This is a genomic window from uncultured Campylobacter sp. (assembly GCF_938015785.1).
In the GTDB taxonomy this organism is placed as follows: Bacteria; Campylobacterota; Campylobacteria; order Campylobacterales; family Campylobacteraceae; genus Campylobacter_B.
This window is the reverse complement of sequence record NZ_CALLWC010000061.1, coordinates 1-12,244: the sequence shown is the minus strand read 5'-3', so window position 1 is coordinate 12,244 and position 12,244 is coordinate 1. Positions and strand designations below refer to the sequence as shown.

General features: G+C 45.1%; 13 protein-coding genes. 3 read left to right on the top strand and 10 right to left on the bottom strand.

Annotated features, from left to right (window positions below):
• Positions 1-11: 11 nt before the first annotated feature.
• Positions 12-1,094 (bottom strand): aminofutalosine synthase MqnE, encoded by a 1,083-nt coding sequence (gene mqnE / locus Q0393_RS08710; RefSeq protein ID WP_298979527.1) that lies wholly within the window; start codon positions 1,092-1,094, stop codon positions 12-14.
• 141 nt (positions 1,095-1,235) lie between these two features.
• Between mqnE and glmS the strand changes: the two genes are divergently transcribed.
• Together glmS and Q0393_RS08700 are read left to right on the top strand one after the other, a co-directional pair.
• The gene (gene glmS, locus Q0393_RS08705; protein WP_298979525.1) at positions 1,236-3,053 is read left to right on the top strand and encodes a glutamine--fructose-6-phosphate transaminase (isomerizing); all 1,818 of its coding nucleotides are present in this window, start codon (positions 1,236-1,238) and stop codon (positions 3,051-3,053) included.
• A 60-nt stretch (positions 3,054-3,113) separates the two neighbouring features.
• On the top strand, positions 3,114-4,247 hold the full coding sequence (locus tag Q0393_RS08700) for a hypothetical protein (RefSeq protein WP_298979523.1): 1,134 nt from the start codon (positions 3,114-3,116) through the stop codon (positions 4,245-4,247).
• A 683-nt stretch (positions 4,248-4,930) separates the two neighbouring features.
• On the opposite strand, the gene tgt is transcribed toward Q0393_RS08700, so the two are convergent.
• From tgt to mog, 9 genes are all read right to left on the bottom strand, one after another.
• Positions 4,931-6,097 carry a tRNA guanosine(34) transglycosylase Tgt gene (gene tgt, locus Q0393_RS08695; protein WP_298979519.1) on the bottom strand — a complete coding sequence of 389 codons (1,167 nt, stop codon included), beginning with the start codon at positions 6,095-6,097 and terminating at the stop codon, positions 4,931-4,933.
• 390 nt (positions 6,098-6,487) lie between these two features.
• Positions 6,488-6,832 (bottom strand): hypothetical protein, encoded by a 345-nt coding sequence (locus Q0393_RS08690; RefSeq protein ID WP_298979517.1) that lies wholly within the window; start codon positions 6,830-6,832, stop codon positions 6,488-6,490.
• Positions 6,822-8,903 carry a heavy metal translocating P-type ATPase gene (locus Q0393_RS08685; protein WP_298979515.1) on the bottom strand — a complete coding sequence of 694 codons (2,082 nt, stop codon included), beginning with the start codon at positions 8,901-8,903 and terminating at the stop codon, positions 6,822-6,824. The genes Q0393_RS08690 and Q0393_RS08685 overlap by 11 nt, the downstream gene beginning before the upstream one ends.
• A gap of 3 nt (positions 8,904-8,906) precedes the next feature.
• Positions 8,907-9,392: a hypothetical protein gene (locus tag Q0393_RS08680; protein WP_298979513.1), complete on the bottom strand. Its 486-nt coding sequence runs from the start codon at positions 9,390-9,392 to the stop codon at positions 8,907-8,909.
• On the bottom strand, positions 9,385-9,687 hold the full coding sequence (locus Q0393_RS08675; RefSeq protein ID WP_298979511.1) for a Cys/Met metabolism pyridoxal-phosphate-dependent enzyme: 303 nt from the start codon (positions 9,685-9,687) through the stop codon (positions 9,385-9,387). The genes Q0393_RS08680 and Q0393_RS08675 overlap by 8 nt, the downstream gene beginning before the upstream one ends.
• A gap of 8 nt (positions 9,688-9,695) precedes the next feature.
• Positions 9,696-10,175 (bottom strand): hypothetical protein, encoded by a 480-nt coding sequence (locus Q0393_RS08670; RefSeq protein WP_298081810.1) that lies wholly within the window; start codon positions 10,173-10,175, stop codon positions 9,696-9,698.
• A 95-nt stretch (positions 10,176-10,270) separates the two neighbouring features.
• Entirely contained in the window at positions 10,271-10,882 is a 612-nt protein-coding gene (locus Q0393_RS08665; protein WP_298979509.1) for a hypothetical protein, read from the bottom strand.
• Positions 10,879-11,196 (bottom strand): HMA2 domain-containing protein, encoded by a 318-nt coding sequence (locus Q0393_RS08660; protein ID WP_291936786.1) that lies wholly within the window; start codon positions 11,194-11,196, stop codon positions 10,879-10,881. The genes Q0393_RS08665 and Q0393_RS08660 overlap by 4 nt, the downstream gene beginning before the upstream one ends.
• 65 nt (positions 11,197-11,261) lie before the next feature.
• A complete protein-coding gene (mog, locus tag Q0393_RS08655) occupies positions 11,262-11,789 on the bottom strand; it encodes a molybdopterin adenylyltransferase (RefSeq protein ID WP_297894536.1) in 528 nt (175 codons plus the stop codon).
• A 109-nt stretch (positions 11,790-11,898) separates the two neighbouring features.
• On the opposite strand from mog, the gene Q0393_RS08650 reads away from it, so the two are divergent.
• Positions 11,899-12,244: hypothetical protein (locus tag Q0393_RS08650; protein ID WP_298979507.1), on the top strand; the 346-nt coding region annotated here is incomplete at its 3' end.

Here is a 12,244-nt window from a genome sequence, read left to right as displayed (position 1 = left end):
TCCTTTAGAATTTATTCGTAAATTTCGATCTGGTTATACAAGCTGTCGCGCTCGACCGGCACAAAGCCCGCCGTGCTGATCATATCGATAAAATCGCGCTTGCTCTGCCCTTTTTTGCTGCCGGCGCCGGCGCTGCTTTGAATGCTTTCGTTCTCGATCGTGCCGTCAAGATCATCCGCGCCGAAATCCTGCGCTACGAGGGCTAAATTTAAGGTCGAGGTCGCCCAATACGCCTTGATATGCGCAACGTTGTCAAGCAAAATTCTACTAATCGCGATCGTTTTTAAAATTTCGACCGAGCCCAAAAAGCCCTTCACGTCCAGGTAATTGTTCTCGCGCTGATACACGAGCGGGATGAAGGCGTTGAAACCGCCGCCGTTATCGCGAGCTAGGCTCTCATCTTGCAGAGCGCGGATGCGCAAGATGTGATCAATGCGGTGAGCACGGCTTTCGATATGTCCAAAGAGCATCGTGGCGTTGCTCTGACGCCCGCGCGCATGCCACAGCGAGTGGATTTGCAGCCACTGCTCGCTTGAGACCTTGCCTTTGCAAATTTTATCGCGCACGTCCTCGTCAAAAATTTCGGCGCCGCCGCCAGGCATCGAATCCACGCCGCTTTGCATCATCAGCTCTATCGTCTCCTCGTAGCTCATCTTCCACTTTCGCCGCCAGTAATCGATCTCCGCCGCGGTCATCGCCTTGATATGCACAAGCGGATATTTTTGCTTTATCGCTTTAAAAATTCCCAAATATTGCTGCGGCGTAACGAACGGATTGTGCGAGCTTACGATATGAATCTCCTTCGTGCCGCGCGCTACCGTCTCGTCCACGATACGCATGATCTCATCGTCGCTCATCGTGTAAGCCCCGTCGTTCTTGCGGTGCGCCGAAAATGCGCAAAATTTACAGGTATCTGCGCATAAATTCGAAGGATTTATATGACGATTTGCGTTGAAATAGACGTTTTTGCCGTTTTTTTGCTTGCGAATAGCAAAGGCGAATTTGCCCAGATCGAAAAGATCCAAATCCCATAATTTCACGCCGTCTTCGTAATTTAATCTCTCGCCGCTTTGTAGTTTTTCTAAAATTTCCATCGATTTCCCAAGCCAAATTTTGAGCTAATTATATAATTTTTTGCTTACAAAATGGATAAGCGGACTAAATTTAGAGCCGAATTTCGTTAATTTAAAATAGCGTAGTAAAATGGGCGCCAAATTTTAAATAAGGAAAGCAAAATGTGTGGAATCGTAGGCTACATAGGAAATGCCGAAAAGAAAAAAATCATAATAAACGGACTGAAAGAACTCGAGTATCGCGGATATGACAGCGCTGGGCTTGCCGTGATGGATGAGAGTGCGAATATAAAGTACTTCAAAGCGGTCGGCAAGCTAAATAATCTCGAAGAAAAGATGAAAGATTTCACTTCGCAAGGCTTTGGCGTTGCGATCGGACATACTCGCTGGGCGACGCACGGAAAGCCCACCGAGCTTAACGCGCATCCGCATTTTGGAGATTTTAGCTTCGTCGTACATAACGGCATCATCGAAAACTACATCGAGCTAAAAGATGAGCTCGAAGCGGACGGCGTGAAATTTTTAAGCCAGACCGATACCGAAGTGATCGTACATCTTTTTGAAAAAAATTTCAAGGCTAGTAACGACGCATTTAAGGCATATGAAGCCACAATTAAACGGCTAAAAGGCGCATACGCAACGCTTTTGATCACCAAGGCAGCACCCGGCGAAATTTTCTTTGCTAAAAATGCAGCTCCGCTCATCGTCGCAAAAAACGATAAAAACGAAATTTTCTTTAGCTCCTCGGACGCTCCGCTCATCGGGCTTGCGAATACGGCTGCGTATCTGGACGATCAAATTTACGGCGTCGCCAAACTAGGGCAAATCGACATTTTTAAAAACTCTAAACCGCATAATTGCGCCTTTAGTGAGCTTCCTAAAGATAAAGGCTATGCGCAAAAAGAGGGCTTTAGATTTTTTATGGAAAAAGAAATTTACGAGCAAGCGCAAGTCGTAACCGAAGCGATGATGGGGCGCGTAATCAAGGGCGGCAAGATAAAATTTGACGAACTTGACGCGTCGCTGTTTGAGGGGATCGATGAGGTCGTGCTATGCGCCTGCGGTACGAGCTATCACGCCGCGCTCGTAAGTTCGTATCTTTTCGAGCGCATCGCTAAAATCCGCGCAAAAGTAGAAGTTGCCAGCGAATTCCGCTATAAAGAACCATTTTTAAACAAGAATTCCTTATTTATCGTGATCTCGCAAAGTGGCGAGACCGCCGACACCTTAGAGGCGCTGCATATCGCTAAAAAAGCCGGTCTTAGAACGCTTGCGATATGCAACGTCGATAATAGCTCGATCGTGCGCATGGCGGGCAGCGTGATTCTAACTCGCGCAGGCATCGAAAAGGGCGTAGCCTCCACGAAGGCTTTTGCGACGCAGGTAATGGTGCTATGGATGTTTGTGATCTATCTTGCAAATCTGCGCGAGGTCATCTCAGCGCGCATGAATTCCGCTGAAATTTCAGCGATGCTTCATATCCCGCAAATTTTAAAGATCAAAGACGGCTTGCAGGATAAAATTTACCGCATGAGTAAGCACTATCTGCATGGGCACGGCTTTTTCTTTATCGGTCGCGATATTTTCTATCCGCTCGCTCTTGAGGGCGCACTCAAGCTCAAAGAGATCTCTTATCTGCACGCGGAGGGCTATCCGAGCGGCGAGATGAAACACGGTCCGATCGCTCTTGCGGATTCTAATCTTTTTACGATCGCGCTAATGCCTAAAAATGCACTTTATGAAAAAACCAAAAGCAATGTCGAAGAGCTTGCCGCGCGCGATGCGTATATTTTAGCTATCAGCCCGGAAGAGCCGGAAATCGCGGATGATTTTATCAAAACAAGCGAGCAGAGCCACGCGATGAGCGAATTTTTTGAGATGATGATAATTTTACAAATTCTAGCTCTTGAGATCTCCGTCAGACTTGGCAATGATGTGGATATGCCGCGAAATTTAGCCAAAAGCGTCACCGTAGAATAATCGTTTTTTAAGTTCATTTTGACTAATATTTCTCATTAAAAAATCGGGGAATGTTAGTATATGAGACTTATCGGATTTATCAGAGGTGAAAATGTCATAGTCGCCACAGGCGGGGTCGAGTATAGCTACGAAATGCTTGGCGAGCGCGATCCTAGCCTAACCGATGGCGATGAGGTAAGCTTCGACACGCTAACATCCAGCGCGATAAATATAAAGCGCGTCGAGGGCTCTAAATCTAAAGACCGCGTAGCGCAAAAAGTAGCCCCACAGCCAAAAGAATCTGCAAAACAAAACGATGAAATTTTTGGTGATAAGAATTCTGCAGAAAACAATATATCCGAAACGCCATCCTTTCAAAGCTCTACCGAAAATATTGCAAACGATATATCTGCCGTAAAAGAAACGAAGGTCGCAAAAAAATTTAATAAATTTAAATTTAACCGCAAAGCCAAGCCTACGAGTGCAAAAAAACCGAAATTCTTTGGATTTGAGTTCGTCCAAACCGATGATCTGCGCACTACGCAAAGTGTCGAGAGTAAAATTTATACTTCATCTATCCGCAAGGAAGGACTTAAATCCATAATCCTGCCCATAGTGCCGATAGTCATTATTTTGATATTCCGCTCGCAAATTGCAAGCATATTTCTATCTTTTTCGCAGATCCAAGACTACGTCAATCAAGATACGGTTTATATGGTAATGGATCTGCTGATTTTCCTTAGTTTTGCGCTATTTTATCTGCTGCCGCTTAACCGCGCGATAAACCTACTCTCCATAGCGACGCACGATCAATACCCAATGCGTCAAATGGCGAATTACAACGTCTTTATCATCCTGTGCGTCATCTCTACGATCCTACAGGATAAGAGCCTGGGGCTAGATGAGTTCGAGCAGTTTTTCATCTGCGGCGTGATCGGACTTGGGCTCATTTCGTTTTATTATAAGTTCAAGGCGTTTGCGTTTATGTTTTTCAAAACTGCAGGCTCGATCCTATTTGCTCCTGCGCTGCTCGTGGAGCTCGCAGCTATTATTTTCATCGGTATCGGCGACCGCTATACTGGCGCGTCGATGAAATTTATGGAACTTACGGGGCTATTTTTTGCGAGCACGGCATGGAGATACATCATAATTTTTATCGTTATGTCGCCGCTTTATTTCCTTGGATTTTGTATGCTAAGGCGGATCAAAAAATAAATTCTACAAAATTTTGCCGCAGATTTGGCTGCGATGAAATTTTACTACGATAGAATTCCACTCAAAATTTCATCGCAAAATTTAGCACGACGACAGAATTTAACGGAAATTTGAACTTTATCAAAGTAAAATTCTACCGCATTAAAATTTTATCGCAATAAAATTCCGCAATTGTAGGCGCAGATCGCACGCCCTAAAGCAATATATGTCTTTTATATGCGTAACGCACGGCTTACAAAATAACACCAATGCCTGCGAATTTCAATGCAATGTCCCCCTTTTATTTGAAGCCGTGGCAATTTGACATCGCGTCTGTAAAATCCTACCGCTAAATTCCATCTTTAAATCTCGCGCGCTCAGCGCATATCAACGCAGAATTTTATCCACAGATTCAGTGCTAAGCTTCAAAACTAAATTTTATCTCATATTCTACGGCGAAATTCCAAGACATAGCTCTATCATAATAAAATTTTGCCAAAATAAAATTCTAATCGATACAAAAATCTAAGCGCGGATTTAAATCAAATTTTAAGCTACAAGCTCCACGCTACACAGCTCTTAAAATTTCATCGCCCAAATTTTGTCGCGTTTAAATCTAACCGCGCGCGCCGTATTAAAATCCGCCCCGTCGCCGCGGCTAAATTTAACTATCGCGCTAAATTCCGCGTCTTCGCCCGCCGAAATTAATCTCGGGCTATGTTTCGTGCGGCGTAAAATTCACGCCTAAACTCCGCAAACCGCCCGTGCATGATCGCCTCTCTCATATCCGCGGCAAGGCGCAGGTAATAGTGTAGATTGTGAATGCTCGCGAGGCGGTAAAAGCTAAGCTCGCGCGCGCGAAATAGATGATTTAGATAGCTGCGGCTGAAGCGCTTGCACGTGTAGCAGTCGCAGTGCGGATCGATCGGATCGTGATCGCTGATAAAGCCCGCGTTTTTGATGCTGATCTTGCCGAAGCTCGTAAATAGCGTGCCGTTGCGGGCGTTGCGCGTGGGCATCACGCAGTCGAACATATCCACGCCGCGAGCGACGTTTTCGACGAGATCCTCGGGCGTGCCGACCCCCATCAAATATCGCGGGCGCGCCGCATCGACGTATGGCATCATAGCCTCTACGGTTTCGTACATCAGCTCGTTTTTCTCGCCCACGCTGAGCCCTCCGATCGCAAGCCCGTCGAAGCTCATCTCGCACAGCGCTTCGGCGCAAAATTTGCGCGCCTGCGGATCGGTGCCGCCCTGGATGATACCGAAGATATTTTGATGAGCGTGCAGGCCCCGAGATTTCATCTCCTCGTGATAATCTATCGCCTCGCGAGCCCATTTTATCGTGCGCGCGACGCTTAGATCGATCCGCTTTTTAAGCCGCGATTTCTCATCCGCGCTAAGCGCGCCAGGTTCACGCGGCAGTTCCACCAAATCGTCTAAAATCATCATAATATCGGAGTTTAGCTCATACTGCGTATCCAGCACCGAGCGCGGCGTGAAATAATGCGTGCTGCCGTCGATGTGGCTTTTAAATTTTATGCCGCCCTCGTCGTTTTTGGTATTTGCGCGCAGGCTAAAGGCCTGAAAGCCGCCGCTGTCGGTCAGAAAGCTGCGGGCAAATTTCGTAAATCCGTGCAGCCCGCCGAATTCCGCCACTACCCGTGAGCCCGGGCGCAGATACATATGATAGGTGTTAGCAAGGATGATCTGCGCGCCCAGGAGCTGCTCCACGTCCGTCGCATCGAGCGCTTTGACCGCGCCCACGGTGCCGACCGGCATAAAAATGGGGGTGCGGATCGTGCTGTGCGCCGTGCGGATCGTGCAGGCGCGCGCCGCGCCGTCTGCGGCGTCTATTTGAAAATCCATCTTGATCCTTTAAATTTAGCTTTTTGGCTTTTTTAGCCTCTTTTCGCGCGCTCGGCGCAAAATTTTAAAAAGCGATTGTAGCGAAATTTAAATTTGCGCCAGGTAAAGACGGGTTAAATTTAAAGGATATTATGAAGCGTTTGCGAATTAAAATTTAAGTAGCGGAGTCGCCGCAACTGCAAAACGTAAAATTTGCAAGCGAAACTATGACCACAAAATTTGAAAATACAAATTCGATTAAATTTACGAAGTGAGATTATTGATAGCAAATTTAGCTGAAAACGGTGCAAATTTGACCGCTTACGACGTTTTATTCGGCGACTGCGTTTAAAGAAATTTAGCGGCTTTAGAGTTTATCTTTGCGCTTTAAAGCCGCGACGCGCTATGCCGCTAGGCGCTTTTACGCGCGCGAGGCTTTCTTTTTGCGGGAGCGCTTTTTACTGACGTACTTTTGCCGTCCGGAAGATTTTCCAAGGTTAAATTTGCTACGGATCTCTTTCTGCCCCTGCTCTTTGCTTTTCTATTTTGCAGAAACTCGCTGTACGGCGAGCCGTAAAGGCTAGCGTGCCAGATCGCGCTTGCCAGCATCACTGCACCCGAAACTTTATGCAGCTGCGACATGCGCGAGTTCATATTCAGCGCGGTTAGAGCCGTGATACCCATACTCACTCCGAGCGTCACTTTAGCCGCTTTGCGCTGAAAATTTAGATCCAAAATTTTATCTTCAATGCTCAAATTTTACCCCTTTAATGGAATTTAGTAGTAGCCCAATCGTCGTGCCGTTATGCAGCAGCGCCGTAGCTACGGGACTTAGCGCGCCGAAGGTCGCCAAAAATAAAATGATCGAATTTATCCCCACGGTGGCGTTGAAATTTCGATTTACGAGCCGCAGCGTGTCGTTGGCCAGCGCCTTTACTTGCGCTACGCCCTCGATATCGTTTTTCAAAAGCCCGATCTGCGCGGAAGCCTTGGCGATCTCGGCGCCGTTTAGCATGCTGATGCCGATGTCCGCCTTCATCAGGCTCGGCGCATCGTTTATGCCGTCGCCCACGAAGACTACCTTTCGCCCCTCGGCTTTGAGTTGTTCTAAAATTTCGGTCTTTTGCGTCGGCAGCAATTCGCCGTAATAGCGATCTACGCCGAGTTTTTTGGCTACGGCGCGGGCTTTTGAGCTCACGTCGCCGCTTAGCATGACGATCTGTTTAGCGCCCAACTCGCGGAGCCTAGCGATGACGGTGCGGGCGTTTGCGCGCACTTCATCCCTAAGTCCGATGAGCCCCAAAAGCCTGCCGTCAAATGCGATGTAAAGCAGCGCGAGCCCCTTTTGTATCGCAAGATCGATGGTCTGCTCATGCGCCGCAAACGAGATCATCTCGTCATCCTCCAGAAAGTGGCGCGAGCCGATGATAAGCTTTTTGCCCTCGATGCTGGTTTTAACGCCGTGAGCGACGACGAATTCCACCTCGTCATGGTGTTTGTGGATAAAACCGTGCTTTTTAGCCGCATCCACGATCGCCTCGGCTACGGGATGAAAGTAATGCTCCTCGGCGCTTGCGGTTAAATTTAAAATATCGTTTTTGCTAAAGCGCTCGTCAAACGATATGATCTCGGCGACTTCCAGGTTGCCGTACGTAAGCGTGCCCGTCTTATCGAATACGAAGGTATCGGCGCTCGCAAGCGACTCAAGAGCCTTGGCGCCTTTGATCAAAATCCCGTTCTTGCCCGCTTTTGAGATGCTTGACTTAAAAGCAACCGGCGTAGGCAGCTTAAGCGCGCAAGAGTAATCCGCCTGGAGCACCGAAGCTACGGTCATAAAATTTCGATTTATCAGATAGGACACGCCCGCAAGCCCGAAGGTCACCGGCACGAGCTTGTCGGCTAGATGGGTCGTATGCATGCCGATGCTGGAGCGCTCGTTAAGAGATGCCGTGATGTAGTGCTTGATACGTTGCGTAGAGGTGTTTTCGCCGACGTTTTCCGCCCAGATGCGGATCCTGCCCTCCTCTACGATCGTGCCGCTTAGCACGCTATCGCCGCGAGATTTTTTCACCGCAACCGATTCGCCCGTCATATTGGCTTGATTTATCATCGCTTCGCCGCTTACGACGTGCCCGTCCACGGCTATGACGTCGCCTGCACCCACGACCACGATGTCGCCCACCTTTAGCTTGGAAGTTGCGATTTTGACTTCGGTCTTTTTGCCGTCTTGATCTATCTCGACCCACGCCTCGGCGATGTCCGGGCGGGCGAGCTCACGGATAAGATCGTCGCTTTTATAAACGGTGCTTTCCTCCATGTATTCGCCAAGAGCGAGCATCGCGTTGGTGCTGTTTGCGGCAAATACGTCGCCGCGAGCGAGCGAAATCCCCACAGCAGCAGCCTCCAAGCCCTTTGAAGTAAGCCCGTGGCGAAAGCTTTCTTTAATGCCCTCTTTTAAGATAGGCATGCACGCTACGATGCTAAATGCGTGCACTAAAGGCGAAGTGCGAAAGATTAAATTTCCGCCCAACGCAAGAAGCGCTAAGATAAATTCGTTTTTGCTTGGCAAATTTTTATGGTTAGCGGGGATAATTGATTTTAACTCGCTTAAATTTAAAGCCGCAAGTTGCTTTAGAATTCCTGCCTTATTTACGTCTGCGTCAAGCTTAAGAATCAAAGAGCCGATTTTAGCGTTAAATCTAGCTTCCGTTACGCCTTCAAGCCTCACAGCAGCTTTTTGCAGTGCACTCGTATCAAGCCCTTTAAAGCCCGCGACCTTTATACGTAGTCTAGTTTTAGTCTCGTGTAAAATTTTAAAATTTTGCATCGACTACTCTTGCATCTCTGCCTTGGCGTCTTCGAATCGCTCCTTCATCTCTTCAACGCCCATCTGAAACATCTCGGTGCCCTTTGCGATGAGCTTAAAAAGCTTTTTTTGCGCATTTTCGTCGGTTAGAAAATAGGTTGCCGCAGCACCTAGAACGATACCTGTGATAAATGAGTTGCTACCAAATAAGCCGTTCGCGTTTTGCCTGCCACCCAAGGAATTAAAAATTCCACCGAAAGCGGAGCCCTGAGTAGAATTTACATCACTTGAGCTTTGAGCGGCGGAATCTTTATTATTCGAGCCATTGTCGGAGGCTGAGCTATTAAAAGGTGTAGAATTTACCCGCTCATTTATCCATTTTGCCCAACCGCCGAGCTTATCATCGCCAGCAAAGCCACCCGCAGAGCCGCTAGAATATTTATTGCCACCAAAATCGTAATCGTCTAGAATTTCTTTCAAATCTTTTTTTGTGATATACGGATTACTCATTGCCTACCTTAAGAATAAAATTTCTACCCGCAATGAGCGCGCCTACGCATACTGCGACGCCTGCCACTGCGCGTAGATACTCGCCTTGTACGAGCTTATTTGCGCTGTAAATCGCGCCGCCGCCGATGATACCGCCGCTTAGCGCTATATCTAACGCATCTCGAATCGCTTTAGATTTGCTCTTGCCTTCTTTGGCTTTAACGAGCTCTACGGCGCAACCGCCGATCGCCCCCGCTATAGCGCCGCTTAAAACGTGATCCAGCGGCGAACGCTGTGTCGTAAGTGATCTATTCATTTAAGCCTCTATTTTTCTGATTTATCGTCTGCGGACGTAAATTTAGCCGAAGAATTATCGTCCATTTTTACGATCTGCGGGATATTAAGCGGAGTAGTAGATGCTGCGGATGTCTCACCTACCGGTGTTGCGCCAGTCTTAGCGCTCGCGGTGGATTTTTTAGTTCTTTTAAATCCCGGTTTTGGTCCCGGCTTTTTTCTGGTTTTTTTTGCAGTGCTATCGCTACTTGTCGCAGCTTTTTTACCGCCAGACTTTCTTTTACTTTTTACCGCCTCAGCGACATCGTCTAGGCCTTCTTTGGCTTCCGCAAAAATTTCTTTTGATTTTTTGCTTAATTTTTCCGCTCCGCCTTTGACGCTATTTTTTAGCTCCTCGACGCTTTTGCTACTTACGATTTTATTCGCACCTTCTTTGATTTTATCTCGATTGTTATAAGCGTAAACCGCCGCGCAACCAAGCGCAAAACCTGCTAGAAATGGGATCGGCATTTCATTCTCCTTGTGTTAAGATTATAAAGCCATTTTATCAACTTTACATAGATTTTGATATTATAGCGACTTTTTTAGATTTTTGCAATCCTAATTTAATTTTTCTGCAAAATTCCTTTAATTAAATTGGAAAATGCGCTATTTAAGATATTTTGCAAATCGTATTTTTGAAATATCCGCTCTAATCCCTGCGGATTTTTTAAAATTTCATTTAATAAATCAGTGAAATTCAAAGAATTTAAATCAACCTCGTATTTAGAATTTAATTCCTTTAAAATCGGCAAAATTTCATTATACGAAACCGCCTGCGCCTTATATAGCTGCTCTTTAAATTCCGCGTTCTTGCACGAATTAATTAGATCGTCATAAAACATCATAGAGCTTTTTTCTATCAAAAGCGCCGAAGCCAAAAACTCATTCATACCTTTTGCAACCAGTGCCTCACTGCTATTTTCAGGAGGCATAGCACCAAGCCCACAAGAATTTGCAAAGTCTAACATCCGCTCAAGTAATTCGGCTCGTAAAGATAGAATTTCTCCTAACTTTTTATCTTGAAATTTAACTGCGCCCAACGAATAAAACTGTAAAATTTGTGCCTCTTTTTCGAGCAAAAGAGCAATATCTGCAATTTGCGCCTCATTTAAATTCCGAGATTTATTAGAAATTCTGCGCGATTTTTTAGTGCTACGCAATGCTTCTTCGTTCAAGAAATCGCCTCTATATTGGAATTTACAAGCGCTACTAGCTCCGGCGAACTGATGCCGCTTAAAAACTGCTCCCAAAGGTGCATCGGAAAAACGCTTTCATCATAATGAATCGTCAGCGAGCCGATTAGAGAGTTAAATTTATACTCTTTTATCCCGCGAATTGCAGCTATTTTAGCCTTCAGACTCTCCTCGCTCACACTATCTCGCAACTCCCTAATTTTAGGACTTACGCGGATACGAATACGACCTTTGCTGTGGCTGATTTTGCTAAAATATTTATGAAATTCCAAAATATCGTTGTGATTTATTTTCATATTTTTCCTTAAATTTGCGCCCAAATAATATCATAAATCATTTAATTCCTGCTAAATTTTGCGAATTATTTGCGTTTAGGACGGAATATTTTTATCTTATTTTCATCCGCTGTTATGTAATTTCCTCCCATTAGATCAATACAATACGGCACGGCAGGAAACACTGGTAGAAGGCACTCTTTAATCGCTTTTGGATTGCCTGGTAAGTTTATAATCAGAGACTTTTTGCGGATCGCTGCTATCTGGCGCGATAAAATTGCCGTAGGCACGATCTTTTGGCTTTCTGCGCGCATTAGTTCGCCAAAGCCTGGCATTAATTTCTCACTTACCGCTTCGGTCGCTTCAGGCGTTACATCGCGTGGAGCAGGACCCGTGCCACCCGTAGTTAGCACTAAATCACAACCCGCTTCATCGCAAAGATAAATCAGCTTATCTTTGATCAGCTCCAGCTCATCTGGAACTATTTCATAAAAATACTCTTTCTCGCAAGTTAGCCAATCATCCATCACGGCAATTATCTCTTTGCCTCCTAAATCCTCGTAAACGCCACCGCTAGCGCGATCACTGATCGTTAAAACACCTATTTTTACCATTTTCCTCTCCTTTATTAGAATTTTAAATTTTAAAATAAATTTTGAAAAAAATTTTTATTTTTTGAATATAAAATTTCAAATTGAAAGTTTTTACGAAGAAAAAAATATTTTGAATTATTATGATATTGAAATTCCTGATTTTTTATCTTTTCCAATTGAAGAAAAAAATGAAAAACTTTTGAAAAATAATTTACTTTTGATTTTTTATTTGGATAGCGATATTCTATACAGCATGATTTTGGATAAACTTTTGAAAAATAAAAAAAATATTATTTCAAAATCAACCGTTCAAAATGGAATTGAAATTGGAATTGGAAGTGAAAATTTGAAAAAAGAAATTATTTTTAAATTAGTTAAAAAATTTAGTGGAAAATTTTTTGTTGGAAGCGAAAATATTTTTTTGAAAAAAGATGTAAAAAAAATTTTTTATGAATTTTTGAAAAGAAATAATTTTA

Coding starts and splice junctions, on each gene's coding strand:
- mog (WP_297894536.1), bottom strand. CDS start 11,789: ATGGTAAAAATAGGTGTTTTAACGATCAGTGATCGCGCTAGCGGTGGC.
- Q0393_RS08700 (WP_298979523.1), top strand. CDS start 3,114: ATGAGACTTATCGGATTTATCAGAGGTGAAAATGTCATAGTCGCCACA.
- tgt (WP_298979519.1), bottom strand. CDS start 6,097: ATGGATTTTCAAATAGACGCCGCAGACGGCGCGGCGCGCGCCTGCACG.
- Q0393_RS08670 (WP_298081810.1), bottom strand. CDS start 10,175: ATGCCGATCCCATTTCTAGCAGGTTTTGCGCTTGGTTGCGCGGCGGTT.
- mqnE (WP_298979527.1), bottom strand. CDS start 1,094: ATGGAAATTTTAGAAAAACTACAAAGCGGCGAGAGATTAAATTACGAA.
- Q0393_RS08675 (WP_298979511.1), bottom strand. CDS start 9,687: ATGAATAGATCACTTACGACACAGCGTTCGCCGCTGGATCACGTTTTA.
- Q0393_RS08680 (WP_298979513.1), bottom strand. CDS start 9,392: ATGAGTAATCCGTATATCACAAAAAAAGATTTGAAAGAAATTCTAGAC.
- glmS (WP_298979525.1), top strand. CDS start 1,236: ATGTGTGGAATCGTAGGCTACATAGGAAATGCCGAAAAGAAAAAAATC.
- Q0393_RS08660 (WP_291936786.1), bottom strand. CDS start 11,196: ATGAAAATAAATCACAACGATATTTTGGAATTTCATAAATATTTTAGC.
- Q0393_RS08685 (WP_298979515.1), bottom strand. CDS start 8,903: ATGCAAAATTTTAAAATTTTACACGAGACTAAAACTAGACTACGTATA.